This is a genomic window from Massilia sp. R2A-15 (genome assembly GCF_030704305.1).
Taxonomy (GTDB): Bacteria; Pseudomonadota; Gammaproteobacteria; order Burkholderiales; family Burkholderiaceae_D; genus JAFCUW01.
The window spans coordinates 2,113,994-2,134,448 of sequence record NZ_CP131935.1; the positions used below are offsets into that span (position 1 = coordinate 2,113,994).

15 protein-coding genes are annotated in these 20,455 nt (G+C 66.0%); 8 read left to right on the forward strand and 7 right to left on the reverse strand.

All coding sequences use genetic code 11. The features are described from left to right. Nucleotides 1-55: 55 nt before the first annotated feature. Both Q4S45_RS09695 and Q4S45_RS09700 read left to right on the forward strand, forming a co-directional pair. Nucleotides 56-3,502, forward strand: coding sequence for an EAL domain-containing protein (locus tag Q4S45_RS09695; protein ID WP_305511356.1), 3,447 nt, complete (start codon nt 56-58; stop codon nt 3,500-3,502). 79 nt (nt 3,503-3,581) lie between these two features. Further along, the gene (locus tag Q4S45_RS09700; protein WP_305511358.1) at nt 3,582-5,810 is read left to right on the forward strand and encodes a TonB-dependent receptor domain-containing protein; all 2,229 of its coding nucleotides are present in this window, start codon (nt 3,582-3,584) and stop codon (nt 5,808-5,810) included. A gap of 15 nt (nt 5,811-5,825) precedes the next feature. Here the strand turns inward: Q4S45_RS09700 and Q4S45_RS09705 are convergent, their stop codons facing one another. From Q4S45_RS09705 to pncB, 3 genes are all read right to left on the reverse strand, one after another. Next, nucleotides 5,826-6,413 carry a hypothetical protein gene (locus Q4S45_RS09705; RefSeq protein ID WP_305511360.1) on the reverse strand — a complete coding sequence of 196 codons (588 nt, stop codon included), beginning with the start codon at nt 6,411-6,413 and terminating at the stop codon, nt 5,826-5,828. A 108-nt stretch (nt 6,414-6,521) separates the two neighbouring features. After that, entirely contained in the window at nt 6,522-7,430 is a 909-nt protein-coding gene (locus tag Q4S45_RS09710; protein ID WP_305511362.1) for a DUF5996 family protein, read from the reverse strand. 31 nt (nt 7,431-7,461) lie between these two features. Next, nucleotides 7,462-8,646: a nicotinate phosphoribosyltransferase gene (gene pncB, locus Q4S45_RS09715; protein WP_305511364.1), complete on the reverse strand. Its 1,185-nt coding sequence runs from the start codon at nt 8,644-8,646 to the stop codon at nt 7,462-7,464. A 175-nt stretch (nt 8,647-8,821) separates the two neighbouring features. Between pncB and Q4S45_RS09720 the strand changes: the two genes are divergently transcribed. Genes Q4S45_RS09720 through Q4S45_RS09740 form a run of 5 tightly spaced genes read left to right on the forward strand, consistent with a single transcriptional unit; the run spans nt 8,822 to nt 14,311 of the window. Continuing rightward, nucleotides 8,822-10,054, forward strand: a complete 1,233-nt coding sequence (locus Q4S45_RS09720; protein ID WP_305511366.1) for a 3-methyl-2-oxobutanoate dehydrogenase (2-methylpropanoyl-transferring) subunit alpha — start codon at nt 8,822-8,824, stop codon at nt 10,052-10,054. A gap of 35 nt (nt 10,055-10,089) precedes the next feature. Continuing rightward, entirely contained in the window at nt 10,090-11,094 is a 1,005-nt protein-coding gene (locus tag Q4S45_RS09725) for an alpha-ketoacid dehydrogenase subunit beta (RefSeq protein ID WP_305511368.1), read from the forward strand. Nucleotides 11,095-11,096: 2 nt separating this feature from the next. After that, complete coding sequence (locus Q4S45_RS09730; protein ID WP_305511370.1) at nt 11,097-12,410, forward strand: dihydrolipoamide acetyltransferase family protein; 1,314 nt, start codon at nt 11,097-11,099, stop codon at nt 12,408-12,410. Between the two features lie 3 nt (nt 12,411-12,413). After that, nucleotides 12,414-13,814: a dihydrolipoyl dehydrogenase gene (lpdA, locus tag Q4S45_RS09735; RefSeq protein ID WP_305511372.1), complete on the forward strand. Its 1,401-nt coding sequence runs from the start codon at nt 12,414-12,416 to the stop codon at nt 13,812-13,814. Nucleotides 13,815-13,834: 20 nt separating this feature from the next. Continuing rightward, complete coding sequence (locus tag Q4S45_RS09740; protein ID WP_305511374.1) at nt 13,835-14,311, forward strand: hypothetical protein; 477 nt, start codon at nt 13,835-13,837, stop codon at nt 14,309-14,311. 4 nt (nt 14,312-14,315) lie between these two features. Here Q4S45_RS09740 and Q4S45_RS09745 read toward each other — a convergent pair whose 3' ends face one another. Beyond that, entirely contained in the window at nt 14,316-14,975 is a 660-nt protein-coding gene (locus Q4S45_RS09745) for a DUF2278 family protein (protein ID WP_305511375.1), read from the reverse strand. Between the two features lie 175 nt (nt 14,976-15,150). On the opposite strand from Q4S45_RS09745, the gene Q4S45_RS09750 reads away from it, so the two are divergent. After that, nucleotides 15,151-17,322, forward strand: coding sequence for an EAL domain-containing protein (locus Q4S45_RS09750; protein ID WP_305511381.1), 2,172 nt, complete (start codon nt 15,151-15,153; stop codon nt 17,320-17,322). Here the strand turns inward: Q4S45_RS09750 and Q4S45_RS09755 are convergent. The 3 genes from Q4S45_RS09755 to Q4S45_RS09765 are packed head-to-tail and all read right to left on the reverse strand — an operon-like array spanning nt 17,314 to nt 20,356. Next, complete coding sequence (locus Q4S45_RS09755) at nt 17,314-18,837, reverse strand: tripartite tricarboxylate transporter permease (protein ID WP_305511383.1); 1,524 nt, start codon at nt 18,835-18,837, stop codon at nt 17,314-17,316. The genes Q4S45_RS09750 and Q4S45_RS09755 overlap by 9 nt on opposite strands. Nucleotides 18,838-18,849: 12 nt before the next feature. Then, nucleotides 18,850-19,353: a tripartite tricarboxylate transporter TctB family protein gene (locus Q4S45_RS09760; protein ID WP_305511385.1), complete on the reverse strand. Its 504-nt coding sequence runs from the start codon at nt 19,351-19,353 to the stop codon at nt 18,850-18,852. Nucleotide 19,354: 1 nt separating this feature from the next. Then, nucleotides 19,355-20,356, reverse strand: a complete 1,002-nt coding sequence (locus Q4S45_RS09765; protein WP_374046089.1) for a Bug family tripartite tricarboxylate transporter substrate binding protein — start codon at nt 20,354-20,356, stop codon at nt 19,355-19,357. Between the last annotated feature and the right edge of the window lie 99 nt (nt 20,357-20,455).

Consider the following 20,455-nt stretch of genomic DNA (forward strand, 5'->3'; position numbering starts at 1 on the left):
ACAGGATCGAAATGGGGCACCCCACCGCAGTGAACCATCCGCAGGCGCGCGTCCGATGACCCCGCCGTCACCAGAGGATGCGCGCACGCTTCACAGCGAGCGCGCCGCGCCGTACTTCGCCGGCTGGGAAGTGGACCTGCCCGCGCGTACGACCTGGTGGTCGCCGCAGGCGCTCGCCCTGCTCGAACTTCCAGCCGGCGCCGCGCCTGGCGTGGACGCAGCCATCGCCATGACCGTCGCGGAATCGCGCGCCGCCATGCGCGATCTGTTCGAGCGCTGCGCGCGCGACGGCGACCCGTGGGACACCACTGTCGAGATGACCACTGCGGGCGGTCGCCGCATCCGCGTGGAGTCGAGCGGCCGCGCCTTGCGCCTGCCTGACGGCCAGATCGTTCGCATCCAGGTCGCATGGCGCGAGGCGGCGCCCCACGCGCACGGCGAAGACGATCCCGCCAGGCTGGTGGCGCGCCTGGCCAAGGCGCTCGACACCATGAGCGAAGCCTTCCTGACGATGGACACCGCGCTGCGCTTCACCTACCTCAATCCGGAAGCCGAGGCCCTGCTGCGCCGCAGCCGCGGCGAGCTGCTTGGCAAGCTGGCGTGGGAAGCCTTCCCCGGCGCGATCGGCGGCCCGTCGTACCGCGAGTACAGCCGCGCGCTGCGCGAACGGCGGGTCACCACGTTCGAGGAATACTACGCGCCGCTGCGCACCTGGTTCGAAGTGCGCTGCTACCCGATCGAAGACGGCCTGGCCGTGTACTTCCACGACATCAACGAGCGCAAGGAGGCGCGGCTGGCGCTGAAGCAGGCGCACCGTGCGCTGCAAATGCTCAGCAGATGCAATCACGTGGTAGCGCACGCCGCGCGCGAGCCCGACCTGATCGCCGAAGTCTGCCGCATCGCCGTCGATGTGGGCGGCTACCGCATGGCATGGGTCGGCTACGCGGAGCACGATGCGGCCAAGTCGATTTCGATCGCCGCGCACGCCGGCCATCCGGACGACGTGGCCTGCCTGCGCCGCCTGCCGCTCGGCTGGTCCGGACAGGACGAGAGCGGACGCGGGCCGGCCGGCGTGGCGATTCGCAGCGGCGATCCGGTGATCGTCGAGGACATGGCGCAGGATTTCCGCTTTGCGCCATCGCTCGCGGCCGAGGCGGTGTGCGGGCACGGCGGCGCCGTCTACCTGCCGCTGAAGAACGGCGGCCGGCCCTTCGGCCTGCTGGTGCTGTACACCGGGGACGTGGCCGAAAGCGACACCGACGAGGCGCGCCTGCTGCAGGAACTGGCCGACAACCTGGCGTTCGGCATCACGGCGGTGCGCATGCGCCAGGAGCAGCAGAAGCTCCAGGCGGCCTTCACCAAGATGGCCGCCAGCGTCTCGACCACCGGCGGCGAGCATTTCTTCGAGCAGCTGGCCGGCACCATGGCCGAAGCGGTCGGCGCCGACGGCGGCGTGATCGCGCGCCTGCTGCCGGGCGAACCGCTGATGGCGCGCTCGGTGATCGCCGTGATCGACGGCGTGCGGGTGCCCGACTTCAAGTACGTGGTGGCCGACGCGCCGTGCCAGATGGCGCTCGAGCGCGAGCACATCTTCATTCCCGATGCGGCCAACGAGCTGTTCCCCGGCTCGCCGCCGGACGCGGTGGGCGCGCGCGCGTACGGCGGCTGGCGCCTGCGCGACTCCAGCGGCAGGCTGCTGGGCATCGCCTTCGTGCTGTTCCGCCGGCCGATCAACCGCTCGGAATTCGTCACCTCCACGCTGCGCATCTTCGCCGCGCGCGCCGCGGCCGAACTGGAGCGCCAGGACGCCGACGCCAGCCTGCGCACCCAGGCCTCGCTGCTCGACAAGGCGCAGGACGCCATCATCGTGCGCGACCTCGACGACCACATCCAGTACTGGAACAAGAGCGCCGAGCGGATGTATGGCTGGACCAGCGAGGAAGTGATGGGCCGCAAAGTGGACATGATGCTGCTCGACGAACCGGAAAAATTCCGCGCAGTGAAAGACATCCTGCTGCAGACCGGCCACTGGAACGGCGAGACCACGCGCATGTGCAAGGACGGCAGCGCGCTGACGGTGCAGGTGGCCCTGAGCCTGATCGCCGGCGACGACGGCAAGCCGGAAGGCATCCTGGCGATCAATACCGACATCACCGCGCGCAAGGCGGCCGAACGCGAGATCGAGCGGCTCGCCTTCTACGATCCGGTCACCAGCCTGCCCAACCGGCTGCTGCTGCTCGACCGCCTGCAGCACGCGCTCACCGTGGCCGCGCGCACCGGCGCGATGGGCGCCCTGCTGTTCATCGACCTCGACCACTTCAAGACCATCAACGACACGCTGGGCCACGAGAAAGGCGACCAACTGCTGCAGCAGGTCGGCCAGCGCCTGCGCGAGTGCGTGTTCGAGATCGACACGGTGGCGCGCTTCGGCGGCGACGAATTCGTAATCCTGCTCGAAAACCTCAGCAAGCAGCCGGCCGAGGCGGCGACCATCGCGCGCCAGGTGTGCGAGCGCATCGCCCGCGCCTGCGCCGAGCCGGTCACCTTCGACGGCTTTGCGCGCCACACCACCGCCAGCATCGGCGTCACCCTGTTCGACAACCGCGCCTCCGCCCCCAGCGAGCTGCTCAAGCAGGCCGACCTGGCGATGTACGAGGTGAAGGCGGCCGGCCGCAACGGCGTGCGCTTCTTCGATCCGGCGATGCAGACGGTGGTCAGCGCGCGCGCCGCGCTCGAGGCCGACCTGCGCGAAGGCCTGCACAACGGCGAATTCCTGCTGCACTACCAGCCGCAGCTCGACCGCGCCGGCGCGGTCACCGGCGCCGAAGCGCTGATCCGCTGGAACAACGCCAGGCGCGGCATGGTCTCGCCGGTGGCCTTCATCCCGATCGCCGAGGAAACCGGCCTGATTTTGCCGCTGGGACGCTGGGTGCTCGAACAGGCCTGCGCGCAGCTGGCGCGCTGGGCCGCCGATCCGCAGCTGCGGCGCCTGACGATTTCGGTCAACGTCAGCGCGCGCCAGCTGCGCCAGCCGCGCTTCGTCGAAGAAGTGTTCGATGTGCTCGAACGCGCCGGCGCCGCGCCGAAAGGGCTGAAGATCGAGATCACCGAAAGCCTGCTGGTCGACGATACCGAAACGACGATCGAGACCATGCACCGCCTGAAGGCGCGCGGCGTGTGCTTCTCGCTCGACGATTTCGGCACCGGCTATTCCTCGCTCAGCTACCTCAAGCGCCTGCCGCTCGACCAGCTCAAGATCGACCGTTCCTTCATCAGCGACGTGATGAGCGACACCAGCGACGCGGCGATCACCCGCACCATTTTCGCGCTGGGCCGCTGCCTCGACCTGGACGTCATCGCCGAAGGCGTCGAGTCCGAGGCGCAGCACCGCTTCCTGATGGAGCAAGGCTGCGACGCCTTCCAGGGCTACCTGTTCAGCCGCCCCGTCCCGGTCGACGAGTTCGAAGCGTTCGTGCGCAAAGCCCCGGGCGCGGCGTCTTGACATCCTCACATCGCGCTTTACTTACAGGCAACAACTCGCTATCCTCGCATTTTCGCTCCAGCTACCAATCGCATACCAGATGATTCGCCGAAACAACGCGTTCCTGCCCTTCCCTCTCACCCTGCTGTCCGCTGCCCTGCTTGCCGCCGTCCCGGCATTGGCCCAGACCACGCCCCCGCCGCCAAAGCCGGTGAGCAAGGAAGCGCCGCCCGCCGAGGGCCCGGTGGCCACCGTCACCGTCGCCGCCAGCCGGCCGTCGAACCAGATCGACCGCCAGGTGTACGACACCAAGTCCGACCTCGGTTCGTCCAACAACTCGGCTGCGGACGCGCTCAACAACATCCCCTCGGTCACCGTGGACCCGGACGGCACGGTGCTGCTGCGCGGCAGCGCCCATGTCCAGATCCTGATCGACGGCAAGCCGTCGGCCATGCTGCAGGGCGATAACCGCGGCCCGACGCTGGCCTCGATGCCGGCCGAGGACATCGAGTCGATCGAGGTGATCAACAATCCCGGCGCGCAGTTCGGCAACGAAGCGGGCGGCGGGCCGATCCTGAACATCATCATGAAGCGCACCCGCAAGCCGGGCGGCCTGGGCTCGTTCAACGCGAACGCCGGCCAGGCCGGCCGCTACAACGCCTCGAGCGGCGGCACCTACAACTCCGGCCGCTTCGGCGTCCAGGGCAGCGCCTACTTCCGCCACGACGGCCGCAACAGCTGGGGCGACGCCGAGCGCCTGCGCATCGTGCCGTCGACGGGCGTGTTCAACCGCAGCCGCCAGTTGTCGGAGTCGAGCGGCCTGACCGACGCCGCCGGCGTCAACAGCACCGTCCATTACAACCTGGGCGACAAGGACACGCTGTCCGCCAGCGCCGGGTATGCGCGCAACTCGAACGGCCTGCACGCCCTCGACCGCTACACCAGCTTCGGCACCGACGACATCGCCGACAGCGACTACCAGCGCACCACGCGCCGCGGCGGCGCCTCGGACAAGTACACCTGGGGCGCGCGGGTCGACCACAAGGGATACCAGCCGGGAGAGGTAATCAAGTTCGACCTGCGCGTGTCGTCGGCCATCAACGCCAGCGAGAATTCGTACGCGAACACGTACGTGCTGCGGCCCGCTGGCGCACGCGACAGTCAGGGCCGCCAGAACAACCGCACCGGCAACCGCATCGCCGATTTCACCACCGACCTGGAGCAGCCGGGCGAGCAAGGCATGCTCAAGGCGGGCTACAAGATCGCCACCAACAAGAGCAGCTTCGACACCCGCTACACGAACATCGACCCGCTGACCCAGGCCGAGAGTCTCAACCTGGTGCGCACCAACGAGTACGAACTCAATGAGACGACGCTGGCGCTGTACGGGTCGTACCAGATGCGGCTGAACGAGCGCTGGGGCGTGCTGGGCGGCCTGCGCGCCGAGTACACCAGCATGGACATCGCGCAGCGCACCAGCGGGTTTGACGCCAGCAACCATTACCTGAACGCGATTCCGAGCGCCTTCGTCAGCTACAAGGCCTCGGAGGACACCAACATCCGCTTCAGCTACGCACACCGGATTCGCCGTCCGGGCGCCGGCGACCTCAATCCCTTCGTGGTGTACCGCGACGAGTTCAATGTCTCGTCGGGCAATCCGGCCCTGAAGCCGAGTCAGACCGATTCGTTCGAACTGGGTTACGAGACCCGCTTCGGCCAGCTCGACGCCAACCTGCGCGGCTACTTCCGCCGCAACAGCGACCTGATCTCCGAGCGCAAGGTATTCATCAGCGATACCGTGCTGCTGACCACGCGCGACAATGCCGGCAGCAACCATGCCGGCGGACTGGAATTCACCCTCAGCGGCAAGCTGCTGCCCACGCTGACCATCAACACCAGCGGCAACCTGGCCTACACCGAGCAGCGCATCGCCACCATCACGCCCGGCGTGTACACGATGCGCAGCGCCGAATCGCTCACGGCGCGGGCGCGCGTGAACTGGACCGTCACGGAGCAGGACAAGCTGCAGGTGGCCGTCACCGCGGTCGGCCGGGCGCTGCTGGGACAAGGCTATCGCCAGCCGTATTCCAACACCTCGGTCAACTACCGGCACGCGATTTCGCCGATGCTCGACGTGGTCTTCAACGTGAACGACCTGTTCAACACCAACCGCATCGAGACCGTCACCGACAACGACATCCTGAAGGAGACCAATGTGCGGCACTACGATGGGCGGCTCATGTATCTCGGGCTGTCGTACCGGTTCGGCGGCGTGACGGGCATGCGGCGCGGGCCGGGCGGCATGGGCCAGGGACCGCGCGGAGGCTGATGCCAGGCGCGCCCCTCACGGGCCGGGATTCGGATTGTCCGGCAACGACGGAATCGCCCGCAGGTACTCGTAGATGGCGTTGAGGTCGCGGTCGGTTTTTTTGCCGAACACTGGCCAGGGCATTACTTGCACGATTTGTCCCGGCGGATCTTTTGGATTATGTCCGGTACGCAGCATCTGAATAAACTCGGCGCGCGTCAATCCCGCGGGCTTTCCGGCGTAGTCGGGGGTGATGTTGGCCGACGTGATGGTCGGACCGAACTGGCGCCCGCCCGACAGGTACTGGTTGGCGTTGATCACCTCGGGCTGACCGAGGAAGGGATCGCCGCCTGGCGCATAGGTGGGATGGCTGTGGCAATCGATGCAGCCGCTGGTATTGACGATGTAGCTGCCAAGGCCGACCAGCGCGCGGTTCTTGCCCATCAGGTTCAGCTTGACGCCGGGCGGGACGATCTCAAATCCGCGCCGGATCTGGCTTTCGTGGCCATTGCCGTCCCAACGGTCGTCGTGCCGGTCGTCGTGGGCCGAGACGGCCAGTGAAAACACTGCAGCGATTGCGCCGGCCAGCACGGACAATGTGCGAAGTGGGGTTAGCTTGTTCATGTTATTGATCCCTTCGAGTCAAACTGTTGACTCTCCTTGGACAGCCCGATGGCGAATAGGTTCGCGCCGCCATCGAAGCTGGTGTGCAGCATGCGCTGTGCGCTGCGCTCAGCGGTGCTGCTCGAGCGCCGGTCGATTCCAGCGGCCCAGGTCGGCGGCAGCCTCGTAGGTGCTCTGCAAGAACTCGAGCAGCATGGCGTCGGGCGATGCGGCCAGCCGCACTTCGTCATACGGCAGTACGAATTCGCCGAACGTCTCCTCGTAGTACGCTTTGTCCGGCCGCACCTTCACATTCTTGAAGCCGGGCGGCGCGGGATAAGCGTAGGCGTAAAACAGCGACATTGGCAGCGCGTCGCTGCCGGGCCAGAAGCCGCTGCTGGACACCTCCTGCGAATATGCCTCACGCGTCACCCAGTCCGGGCAATTCGGCACGCCGCCCGGATGTTCGGGCGCGCTCGCACCGGAGAACCGCGTGACGGCCAGGTCGAAACTGCCCCAGAACAAATGCACCGGGCTGCACTTGCCGATAAAGCGCGCGCGGAATTGCTTCATCACGCGATCGGCCTGCACCAGCAGGCGCCAGTAGCGCCCCGAGTATTCGGGATCATAGGCTGCGTGCGTTTCGTCCTGGGTGAACGGGATCGGGCCCGGCACTTCGTTTGGCGCGCCATGTATCTGGACAGTCAGACCGAGATCGTTCATGTGCGCGAACAACTCACGGTAGAAATCGGCGACCGACCGCGGCCGAAGCTCCAGCGTCCTCGTCATGCCATCGCTGACCCGGATGTGCACGCGGTGATCGATGAAGTCGAATTCGATGTCGAAGCTGCGGTCGTTGTAAGGTATGGCCGAAGTGGTGATGCCGCGCGCCGTCACATAAAAGGTCGCGTGCCAGGAGTGATTCAGCCAGGGCGACTGGCGCAGTCGTATCTTCCCGACGATCTGGCACCACCGGTGCAGTGTCGCACAGGTGTCTTTCCAGTCGTTGTACTGCAATTCGGGCCAGATGGGAGTCATACGACTCATTATAGGAACAACGGCGGCGCATTCAACGTTGATTGAACACCTGTCTCAGGTAAGCCAGGAAAGTCTCGTCGGTGCACATCGTCTTGCCCGGCGAATCGGACAGCTTGGCGACCGGCTGGCCGTTGCAGGACACCAGCTTCATCACGATGTTGAGCGGCTCGATGCCCATGTCGTTGGACAGGTTGGTGCCGATGCCGAAGCCGGTCTGTGTGCGGTCGGCAAAGTGACGGTACAGCGCGAACGCCTTCGGCACGTCGAGCCCGTCGGAAAACACCAGGCGCCGCGTGTGCGCGTCCAGGCGCAGCTTCGCGTAATGGGCCAGCGCCTTCTCGCCCCATTCGACCGGATCGCCCGAGTCGTGGCGCAGGCCGTCGAAGAGCTTGGCGAAATACAGGTCGAAATCGGCCAGGAAGGCGTCCATGCCGACCACGTCGGTGAGCGCCGTGCCCAGGTCGCCCCGGTACTCCTGCACCCAATCTTCCAGCGCGGCCTTCTGGAAGTCGCGCAGGCGCACGCCGAACGACTGGAAGCTTTGCAGGTATTCGTGCGCCATCGTCCCGATCGGCACAAGCTGGTATTTCATCGCGAACCAGACGTTCGAGGTGCCCTTGAAGTATTGCGGCGCCTCGCGCGCCAGGGTTGCGACGACCTCCTCGTGCCAGGCGCCGGAGAAGCGGCGGCGCACGCCGAAGTCGAAGAATTCGAACGGATGGCGGCGCCGGTCCTGTGCGCCCAGCGTGTTGATCAGATCGATCTTCGCTGCCAGGCGCTTGCGGCCCTCGGCCAATGCGGCGGCTTGGTCGAAGCGCCGGAAGTACAGCTCGTTGACGATATACAGCACGTAAATCTCGAAGCCCATCACGTGCACCTGCGGGCCGGCGGCGCGGATCGTCAGGGTGTCGCCTTCCGTATCGACGGTGACGAAGTGGCGCTGGAAGCGGAACACGGTCAGGAAATCCGCAAAGTCACCCTTGATGAATCGAAGGCGGCGCAAATAAGCGACCTCGTCTGGCTGGAACGAAAGGGAGCAGAGGTGATCGAGTTCGCGCTCCACGTCCTGCTTCAGTTCTGCCAGCGGATACGCCGGCTTGTTGCGGCAAGCAAAGACGTATTCTGACTGCGTGGCGGGATGCCGATGCAGCAGCGCCTGCCACATCGTGAACTTGTAGAGGTCGGTTTCGAGCAGACTGTGGACGATTGGCTTCATTTCCCGATTGTATGTCAATCGCTGAAATACGCACGCCACACACCTGGGTCTGCCCCCGCGGGTCAGCCCCCTTCCCTGCTGCACTGCACGATAAATATTTGCGCGAACATCACGCCGGGCTGCTGAACTATTTGTTATCCTTCTGGCGCACATCACCTTACCAAGGGGAAGTAACATGAGCCAGAGTAAGCCTCTGACACTGCACGTTCCGGAGCCCACAGGCCGTCCCGGATGCAAGACCGATTTTTCGTATCTTCACGTCACCGCCGCCGGCGCGGTGCGGCGCCCGCCCATCGACGTGGCGCCGTCCGAAACCAGCGATCTGGCCTCGACCCTGATCCGCGTCCTCGACGACGACGGCAACGCGGTCGGCCCCTGGGCCCCGGAGATCGACAGCGAAACGCTGCGCTTCGGCCTGCGCACGATGATGAAGACCCGCATTTTCGACGCGCGCATGGTCATCGCCCAGCGCCAGAAGAAGATGTCGTTCTATATGACCTCGCTCGGCGAGGAAGCCATCGGCACGGCGCACGCACTGGCGCTGCAGGAAGGCGACATGAACTTCCCCACCTACCGCCAGCAAAGCCTGCTGATGGCCAAGGAGTTCTCGCTGGTCGAGATGATCTGCCAGCTCCTCTCGAACGAGCGCGACCCACTCAAGGGCCGCCAGCTGCCGGTGATGTACTCGGTGCGCCACAAGGGCTTCTTCACCATCTCCGGCAACCTCGCGACCCAGTTCGTCCAGGCGGTCGGCTGGGCGATGGCGTCGGCCATCAAGGGCGACACCAAGATCGCGTCGGCCTGGATCGGCGACGGCGCCACCGCCGAATCGGACTTCAACACCGCCCTCACCTTCGCCCACGTGTACCAGGCGCCGGTGATCCTCAACGTGGTCAACAACCAGTGGGCCATCTCGACCTTCCAGGCGCTGGCCGGCGGCGAGAGCGTCACCTTCGCCGCGCGCGGCGTCGGCAGCGGCATCGCTTCGCTGCGCGTGGACGGCAACGACTTCCTGGCGGTGTACGCGGCCTCGAAATGGGCTGCCGAACGCGCGCGCAGCAACCTGGGACCGACCCTGATCGAATGGGTTACCTACCGCGCCGGCCCGCACTCGACCTCCGACGATCCGTCCAAGTACCGGCCCGCCGACGACTGGTCGCACTTCCCGCTGGGCGATCCGATTGTCCGCCTGCGCCGCCACCTGCAGGCGCGCGGCCTGTGGTCGGACGCCGAGAACGAAGCGACCCAGCAGGCGCTGGAAGCGGAAGTGATCGCGGCGCAGAAAGAGGCCGAGCAGTACGGCACCCTGGCCGACGGCCGCGTGCCGAGCGCCGCATCGATGTTCGAGGACGTCTATAAAGAGATGCCCGAGCACCTGCGCCGCCAACGTCAACAATTGGGAGTGTGAGCGTGAAGCGAGATTCAGACACGAAGACAGTACCGATGACCATGATCCAGGCGCTGCGCTCGGCGATGGACATCATGCTCGAACGCGACAACAATGTCGTCATCTACGGCCAGGACGTGGGCTACTTCGGCGGCGTGTTCCGCTGCACCGACGGCCTGCAGGCCAAATACGGCAAATCGCGCGTGTTCGACGCGCCGATTTCGGAAGGCGGCATCGTCGGCACCGCGGTCGGCATGGCGGCCTACGGCCTTCGCCCGGTCGTCGAGATCCAGTTCGCCGACTATTTCTATCCTGCGTCCGACCAGATCGTGTCGGAAGCGGCGCGCCTGCGCTACCGCTCGGCCGGCGAGTTCACCGCGGCCATGACGATCCGCATGCCTTGCGGCGGCGGCATCTACGGCGGCCAGACTCACAGCCAGAGCCCGGAGGCGATGTTCACACACGTGTGCGGATTGCGCACGGTGATGCCGTCGAACCCGTACGACGCCAAGGGCCTGCTGATCTCCTGCATCGAGAACGACGACCCGGTCATCTTCCTCGAGCCGAAGCGCCTCTACAACGGCCCCTTCGACGGTCATCACGACCAGCCGGTGGTGCCATGGTCGAAGCATCCGATGGGCGAAGTCCCGGAGGGCTACTACACCGTGCCGCTCGATAAGGCATCGGTGTTCCGCGAGGGTTCCGCGCTGACCGTCATCACCTACGGCACCATGGTGTTCGTGGCCGAAGCGGCTGCGCGCGAGACCGGCATCGACGCCGAGATCATCGACCTGCGCAGCATCTGGCCGCTCGACCTCGACACCATCGTCAACTCGGTCAAGAAGACCGGGCGTTGCGTCGTCGTGCATGAAGCTACCCGCACCAGCGGCTTCGGCGCCGAACTGTGCGCGCTGGTGCAGGAGCACTGCTTCTACGAACTGGAAGCGCCGATCGAGCGCGTGACCGGCTGGGACACGCCGTATCCGCACGCGCAGGAATGGGCGTACTTCCCCGGCCCGGATCGCGTCGGGGCGGCCTTCAAACGTGCGATGGGAGCGTAACGATGGGTGTTCATGTCATCAAGATGCCCGATCTGGGCGAAGGCATTGCGGAAGTCGAAGTGGTCGAATGGCGCGTCAAGCCAGGCGATAAGGTGGTCGAGGACCAGGTGCTGGCCGACGTCATGACCGACAAGGCGACCGTTGAGATTCCTTCGCCGGTGCACGGTACCGTGACCACGCTGGGCTGCGAAATCGGCCAGGCGCTGTCGGTGGGCGCCGCGCTGATCACGCTCGAAGTAGAAGGCGAAGGCAATGCGGCCACCATGAAGGCGCCGCCGGCCTCGCGCCAGCAGGCGCCCGCGGCGGCGCCCGCTGCGGCGTCCGCTGCGGCTGCCGCTCCGGCGCCAAAACCGGCGCCCGCGCCTGAACCAGTGGCGAAGGCCGCGCCCGCACCCGCGCCAGTTGCGGCAAAGGTCGTGTCGCTGCGGGCGGAAGGCGAAAAGCCCTTGGCCGCCCCCGCGGTGCGCCAGCGCGCCTGGGACCTCGGCGTTGAACTTCAGTTCGTGCATGGCAGCGGTCCCGCCGGACGCATCACCCACGCCGACCTCGACGCTTTCGTGGCGCGCGGCCCCGCGCGCCCTGCCGGCGGCGGCAATGACGATCGTTATGCGCAGCGCGACGGCGAGCACGCCGTGCCGGTCATCGGCCTGCGTCGCAAGATCGCCGAGAAAATGCAGGACGCCAAGCGCCGCATTCCGCACTTCAGCTACGTCGAGGAAATCGACGTCACCGAAGTCGAAGCGCTGCGCAACCAGCTCAATGCGCGCTGGGGCAAGGAGCGCGGCAAGCTCACGCTGCTGCCGCTGCTGATGCGCGCCGTGGTGCTGGCCGCGCGCCAGTACCCGCAGGTCAATGCCCGCTTCGACGACGAGGCCGGCGTGGTCACCCGCTACGACGCGGTCCACATCGGCATCGCCACGCAAACCGAGCCTGGCCTGATGGTGCCGGTGGTGCGCAATGCCGAAGCACGCGACCCGTGGTCCAGCGCCGCCGAAGTGCTGCGCCTGGCCGAAGCGGCGCGCGCCGGCAAGGCGCTGCGCGAGGAGCTGTCCGGCTCCACCATCACCATCACCAGCCTGGGCGCGCTGGGCGGCATCGTCACCACGCCGGTCATCAATTCGCCGGAAGTGGCCATCGTCGGCGTCAACCGCATGGTCGAACGGCCGATGATCCGGGACGGCCTGGTCGTCGCGCGCAAGATGATGAACCTGTCGTCGTCGTTCGACCACCGCGTCGTCGACGGCATGGTGGCGGCGCAGTTCGTGCAAGCCATCCGGGGCTACCTGGAATGCCCCGCCACCCTGTTCGTGGAGTAAGCGATGCAATCGACACACACTACGCTGCTGGTTATCGGCGGCGGTCCCGGCGGCTACGTCGCGGCGATCCGCGCCGGCCAGCTGGGCATCCCGACCATCCTGGTCGAAGGCGAGCGCCTAGGCGGCACCTGCCTGAACATCGGCTGCATTCCATCGAAGGCGCTGATCCACGCCGCCGAAGAATTCGAGAAGGTACGCCACTACGCCGACGGCTCGCCGCTCGGGATCATCGCCAACGCGCCGCGCATCGACCTGGCGCGCACGGTGCAATGGAAGGACGGCATCGTCAAGCGACTGACCGGCGGCGTCGGCGCGCTGCTGAAGAAGAACGGCGTGCAGGTGGTGAACGGGTGGGCCCGCATCATCGACGGCAAGACCGTCGACGTGCAGCAGGCCGGGGACGCCGAGCCGCTGCGCATCGGCTGCGAACACCTGCTGCTGGCTGCCGGATCGCAGGCGGTCGAGCTGCCCTTCATGCCCTTCGGCGGCCCGGTCATCTCCGCCACCGAAGCGCTGTCCCCGGCCACGCTGCCGGACCGGATGGTGGTGGTCGGCGCCGGCTACATCGGCCTCGAACTGGGCATCGCCTACCGCAAGCTGGGCGCCGAAGTGACCGTGGTCGAATCGATGGACCGCATCCTGCCGGCCTACGATGCCGAGCTGTCGCGCCCTGTCGGCGCTGCGCTCAAGCACCTCGGCATGGACATCCGCCTCGGCACCAGCGTGCTGGGGATGAACGACGCCGGGACCGCGGTCCGGGTCAAGGATGCCGGCGGCGCCGAGTCGGAGCTGGCGGCCGACCGCGTGCTGGTGGCGGTGGGACGGCGTCCGCGAACCGAAGGCTGGGGCCTCGAGAAGCTTCTGCTGGACATGAACGGCCGCGCGGTAAAGATCGACGACCAGTGCCGCACCTCGATGCGCAATGTATGGGCGATCGGCGACCTGGCCGGCGAGCCGATGCTGGCGCACCGCGCGATGGCGCAGGGCGAGATGGTGGCCGACATCATCTCCGGCCGCAAGCGCCACTTCAAGCCGGCGGCGATTCCCGCAGTGTGCTTCACCGATCCCGAGATCGTGGTGGTCGGGATGACGCCGCAGGAAGCCGAGCAGGCGGGCCTGAGCTGCCTGGTCGCGAACTTCCCGTTCGCCGCCAACGGCCGCGCGATGACCATCGAGAGCACCGACGGCTTCGTGCGCGTGGTCGCGCGCAAGGACAATCACCTGATCGTCGGCTGGCAGGCGGTCGGGCGCGGGGTGTCGGAACTGAGCACGGCGTTCTCGCAGTCGATCGAACTGGGCGCCGTACTCGAAGACGTGGCCGGCACGATCCATGCGCACCCTACCCTGGGCGAAGCTGTCCAGGAAGCGGCGCTGCGCGCGCTGGGCCACGCCTTGCATATTTGATTTTAGGACGAATCACAACGATGTTGATGTTATCCCTGCTGCTTGCAGCGGTGGGCGCAATCGCCTTCTACGTCATAAAAAAGCCGGCCACTCGCCGGGAGGAAGAAAAGGATCCGGAACCCGACGAGTACCGCTACACCGAAGCGAAGGCGATCTGGGACAACTACGTCCCCGACTCGGGACAAGCGGACACGGTGCAAGGGGAGCTGATACGAGCAGTCGGCAGGCTCCGCCAGGAAGCGATGCGGAACGGGAATGGCAACTGGGACGAAGGCTTCGAGATGCTGATCGACTACCTCGAAAGGCATCTGACCGACCCCGCGGTGTACCCGGCCGCGACGATCGCGACGAGCAAGGAAACGCTGGCCCGGCTGCGCCAGGAGCAACAGCCCTATCTGGAGTTCGATCTCTACGATCAGCTCGGTGAACGCATCGTCGAATACTTCTCGTTCTACGGGACCAGGCCGCACACGCACAATCCGCTGCTGCTTCGTTAACACATCATATCGGGTGACCCAGGTTGTCGGTCTTGAACGACTGGGTCTTGAACTTGTTCAGGAAGCCGACGAATTTGCCCTGCGTCGTCTCGACGATGGTCGCGCCATCTTGCCAGATGGCGTTTTCGGCGTCGTGGCCGCCGCCCGGCGGATCGCCCTGGTTCTGATGGATGTTGTGAACGCCCATCCCCGTCGAGAATGGTTCCCCGAATACGTAAAAGCGCGCGCTCTGGGCGATGATGCCTTCGAGGTCGGTCAGGGCCTGGATGCCGGTGCCGCTGTTCCAGGGCGGGTTCCATCGCAGGAAGCGAAGCAGCCATGCAATGCAGCTGTTGTAGCGCACATTCCAGAACAGGATCGGCGGGTGCAGCACGCTCGACCTGATGTAGTCCATGGCGCCCGAAGTTGCGGTGGACGGAAGCGCATGCCAGCCGTCGGCCAGCGCCTTGAATGCGGCGAAGTCCTGCGCACGGATATGGACGATCCGCCACTGCACGCCGTCGGGCATGAATTTGGGGTCCACATCGATCGCGCAGTGATACTCGCCCGCCGGCGTGTGGATGATGACGTTGCCGTGGTAGTAGCGGCCAAAATTGTCCGGCGGGTCGCGGAAATAATTCGATTTCGGACCGATCACCAGGCCATAACCATTGGTAAGTCCCATGCGCCTCCCGAAGAGTTCAGCCCACCAGTGATTGACAGCGCCGGCGGCGAGAGGTTGCATCGGCGAGCGATGGATGACGCCGCCGCGCTTAGCGTTTATAGTAGCCGGATGCCCCGCCGGCGAGGCCCGCAAGCAACCAGGCTCGGCAATGCCAGAACCCGCGACGAGTGACCGAATGGACAAACCCTCTGCCAGCATGCCCGACGCGCCCGTGTTCGCCGCCCACATCGACCCGGCCAGTTCGATCATCTATTCGAACATGGAAGACGTCGTGTTCCACCTGGTGGTCGAGGGCGACGGGCGCTACCGCTTCCTGCTGGTCAATCCCGCGTTCCAGAAGGCCACCGGACTGCCGCCCGACCAGGTCGTCGGCAAGCTGGTCGACGAAGTGATTCCCGAGCCTTCGCGCTCGAAAGTGCTGGCGCAATACCGCGACGCGATCCGCAGCCACGCCACCCGTCGCTGGGAGGAAGTGACCGACTACCCGGCCGGGCGCAAGGTCGGCGCGGTGTCGGTGACGCCGGTGTTCGACGGCTTCGGGCGCTGCACCGACCTGATCGGCACAGTGCACGACATCACCGAGCTGAAGCGGCGCGAGCAGCAACTGTCCGACGCCAACGCCGAATTGCAGCGCAGCCACGAATTGCTCACCAAGCTGGCCCAGCAGGTGCCGGGCGCCCTGTTCGAACTGGTGATGCAGCCCAATGGCCAATTGCATTGCAGGTACATCAGCGCGATGGCGCAGGAGCTGTTTGCCTTGTCGCCCGACCAGATCCGCGCCGACTGCACGCAGATGCTCGCGCACGCCACCCCGCGCGACCGCGCCCGGGTGCGCCGCGCACTGCGCCATTCGGCCGACACCCTGACGCCCTGGCGCATCGAGTTTCCGATCGAGCTGCCCGGCCAAGGCGTCCGCTGGCGCGAGTTCAACGCGAAGCCCACCCGCGACGCCGACGGTTCGACGGTCTGGCACGGCTTCATCCACGACATCAGCGAGCGCAAGCAGAACGAGCGCACCATCCGCGAATTCAACGAAGCGCTCGAGCGCCGCGCCAACTACGACTCCCTGACCGGCCTGCCGAACCGGATGCTGTTTCGCGACCGGCTGGAGCAGGCCATCGAGCATGCCCGCGGCGGCGCCAGCGCCATGGCGGTGCTGTTCATCGACCTGGACCGCTTCAAGCAGGTCAACGACCTGCTCGGCCACGCTGTGGGCGACGCGCTGCTGGTGCAGGCGGCGCGCCGCATCGAGCAATGCGTGGCGCCGGGCGACACGGTGGCGCGCCTGGGCGGCGACGAGTTCATCGTGATCCTCACCGAATCGGCCGAACTGGCGCACATCGAGCGCACCGCCCAGCGCATCATCGACAAGCTGGCGCGGCCCTTCAAGCTCGACGAGGAATCGGCCTTCGTGTCGGCCAGCGTCGGCATCGCGCTGTATCCGGACGACGCGACGCAGCCGGAGGCGCTGATGCGCAGCGCCGACCAGGCGATGTACCGCGCCAAGGCGTCGGGCCGCAACCAGCTCAGCTTCTTCGAGCCGGCCATGCAGGAAGCGGCGATGCGGCGCATGGTGCTCGGGGTCGCGCTGCGCCAGGCGGTGCCGCGCCACGAGCTGGAACTGCACTTCCAGCCGGTGATGGACCTGGCCGGCGGCCGCATTGCGAAAGCCGAGGCGCTGCTGCGCTGGCGCCGTCCCGGCTTCCCGCTCGCCATGCCCGGCGAGTTCATCGACATCGCCGAGGAAACCGGCCTGATTCACGCTATCGGCAACTGGGTCTTCACTGAAGCGGTGAACTGGGCCAAGCGCTGGAGCGGGATGCTGGGCCGGCCGTTCCAGATCAGCATCAACAAGTCGCCGATCCAGTTCCAGGGCAGCGTTCACACGATGAACTGGATCGACCACTTGCGCAGCCTGGACATGCCGGCGAACAGCATCTCGGTGGAGATCACCGAAGGCGTGCTGCTGAACCTGTCCGGCGATGTGCTCGACAAGCTGCACGAACTGCACTCGGGCGGCATCGAAGTGTCGATCGACGACTTCGGCACCGGTTATTCGTCGATGTCCTACCTCAAGCGCCTGGAGATCGACTACCTGAAGATCGACCGCTCCTTCATCGCCGGCATGCTGCGCGAGCCCACCAGCCGCACCATCACCGAGACCATCATCGTGATGGCCCACAAGCTGGGCCTGAAGGTGATTGCGGAAGGGGTCGAGACCGACGCCCAGCGCGACTGGCTAAGGCGCAAGAAGTGCGACTATGCGCAGGGCTTCCTGTTCGCCCAGCCGATGCCGGCCCAGGAGTTCGAGCGGCTGCTGCTCGGGCAGCCGCCCGCTTCAGGCTGATTTCGCGGCCGCGCGCGAGGCCAGGCGCTCGGACAGGCGCGTGCGCGCCGGCGCCAGCATCGACCACACCAGCCCGAGCACCGCCAGCGTCATGATGGTGCCCACCAGGCCATTGCTCCAGAAGATATCGAGCCCGCCGCGCGAGGCCAGCATACTCTGGCGGAACGCGTCCTCGGCGCGGTCGCCCAGCACCAGCGCCAGCACCAGCGGCGCCAGCGGATAGTCGAGCTTCTTGAACACGTAGCCGACAATGCCGAAGGCCAGCATCAGCCAGATGTCGAATTCGGCGTTGTGCACGGTGAAGGCGCCGATCGCGCACACCACCAGGATCACCGGCGCGATGATCGAGAACGGGATGCGCAGGATCGCGGCGAACAGCGGCACCGAGGCCAGCACGATGATCAGGCCCGAGATATTCCCGAGGTACATGCTGGCGATCAGTCCCCAGACGAAGTCCTTCTGCTCGACGAACAGCAGCGGCCCTGGTTGCAGGCCCCAGATCATCAGGCCGCCCAGCAGCACGGCCGCGGTGGCCGACCCGGGAATGCCCAGCGCCAGCATCGGCAGCAAGGCGCTGGTGCCGGCCGCGTGCGCCGCCGTTTCGGGCGCCAGCACGCCTTCCACATTGCCCTTGCCGAAGCTGCTCGGGTCCTTCGACAGGTTCTTGGCCACGCCGTAGCCCATGAACGACGCCGCCGTCGCGCCGCCCGGCGTGATGCCGAGCCAGCAGCCGATCGCCGACGAACGCAGCAAGGTGGCGAAGTGGCGCGGCATCGCCTTCCACGTCTTGAGCACCACCTTCAGGTCGATCGCGCCGTTCTTGCCGCGGAAGGCCAGGCCCTCTTCGATCGTCATCAGGATTTCGCTGATCCCGAACAGGCCGATCACGGCGACCAGGAAGTCGAAGCCGCGCAGCAGCACCGGCATGCCGAAGGTCATGCGCAGCGAACCGGAGATGGTGTCCAGGCCCACCGCCGCCAGCACGAAACCCACGCACATCGCCACGACGATCTTCGCCTTCGGCTCCTTGCCCATGCCGATAAAGCTGCAGAAGGTCAGGAAGTACACGGCGAAGAATTCGGGCGGCCCGAATCGCAGCGCGAACTTGGCCACCAGCGGCGCGAGGAAGGTAATCATCAGCACGCCGACCAGGGCGCCGATGAACGAGCCGGTGAAGGCGCTGGTCAGGGCCTCCCCTGCGCGCCCGTTCTGCGCCATCGGGTAGCCGTCGAAGGTGGTGGCGACCGACCAGGCTTCGCCCGGTATGTTGAACAGGATCGAGGTGATCGCCCCGCCGAACAGCGCGCCCCAGTAGATACACGAGAGCAGGATGATCGCCGAAGTCGGATTCATCGTGAACGTCAGCGGCAGCAGGATCGCCACGCCGTTCGGGCCGCCCAGGCCGGGCAGCACGCCCACCACGATGCCAAGCAGGATACCGACGATCATCAGCCCGGTGTTCTGCCACGACAGCACGATCGAAAAACCGTGCATCAATGCGTTGAAGTCATCCATGCGCCTACCCCGTCAAAAACCCAGCAAATGTTCCAGCGGCCCTTTCGGCAGCGGCACCTTGAACGCGATTTCGAACACCCAGAACATCACGACGTTGATGGCCAGGCCGATTCCCGCCGATTTCCACCAGCTGAATTTGCCCACCAGCGCCATGAAAATCCCGATGAACAGCGCCGAGGCGACGTAGATGCCGGTGAACTTGATCGCCGCGATATACACCACCAGCGGCAGCAGCACGGTGGCCACCAGTTTCAGCTGGCCGCGCTCGACGAAGGCCGAGCGGTCGTTCTTGCGCAAGGCCTGCCAGATCACCACCAGGCTGGCGGCAAAGATCGCAATCCCCATCCGCATCGGGAAATAGCCGGCTTGCGGACCGTCTTCGGCCCAGCCGGCGCCCAGCTTGTAGTTGCTGACGATCGCCAGCAGCCCGAACGCCGCCACCACCGCCCCCACCGTCAGTTCGGCGGTGCGCTTGGTGACGGCGATGTCCGCGCCTTCCAGGTTTTCCGCGCTCATGTTATTGCGCCAGGAAGCCCGCGGCCTTCATGATTTCGCGGTGCGCCTGCTCGTCCTTGCCCATGTAGGCGCGCAGTTCGTCGCCCACCATGACGGTGGACTTGAGCGCATTCTTCTCGACGTAGGCCTTCCACTCCGGCGTCGCCACCACTTTCTGCAGAAGCTCCGTGTAGTACTTCGTCACCTCGGCCGGCACCTTTCCCGGCAACATGAACACGCGCAGCATCTGGTACTGCACGTCCAGGCCCTTCTCCTTGCAGGTCGGGACGTCGGCCCAGCTCTGGGTCTCGGTGACTTTCTCCTTGAACGAACTGCGCTGGTCGGCGAACAGGCACAGCGCGCGGTGCTGGCCGGCGCGCCACTGCGCGATCGACTCGGACGGGTTGTTGGTGTTCGAATCGATATGCTTGCCCGACAGCTGGGTGGCCGCCTCGCCGCCGCCCTTGTACGGAATGTAGATGAACTTCACGCCCGCCTTCTTCTCGACCATCGCGGTGATGATGTGGTCCTCGCGTTTCGAGCTGGTGCCGCCCATCTTGTACTTGGCCGGCTCCTTCTTCACCGCGGCGAGGTAGTCCGCCGGCGTCTTGAACGGCGTGTCGCTGTTCACCCAGAGGATGAACTCGTCCTGCGCCACCATCGCCACCGGCGTCAGGTCGCGCCAGTTGAACGGCAGGCCGGTCGCCAGCGGCACCGTGTACAGGCCGGACGAAGAGACCACCATCCGGTGCGCGTCGCCCGGCGTGTTCTGAATGTCGAGCAGTCCTTCCGCGCCGCTGGCGCCGGCCTTGTTCTGCACCACGATCGGCTGCTTCATCAGGTTGTGCTTGGCGATGATGCCCTGGATCGAGCGCGCCATCTGGTCGGTGGCGCCGCCCGCGCTGAACGGCACGATGAATTCGACCGGCTTGGTCGGCTCCCACGCGAAGGCCACGGCGGCGTGACACATGCCGATGGCTAAACCTGCGATCGCGAGCGAATGCTTGAAGGTGAGGCTGTACATGGTCTGTCTCCTGTTCGGCTTGTGCCGTTTTATTAGGTGGTGCAACCCGCTTGTCGTACCTGCGAAGGCAGGTACCTACACTGAATTTGCTCAGCATGG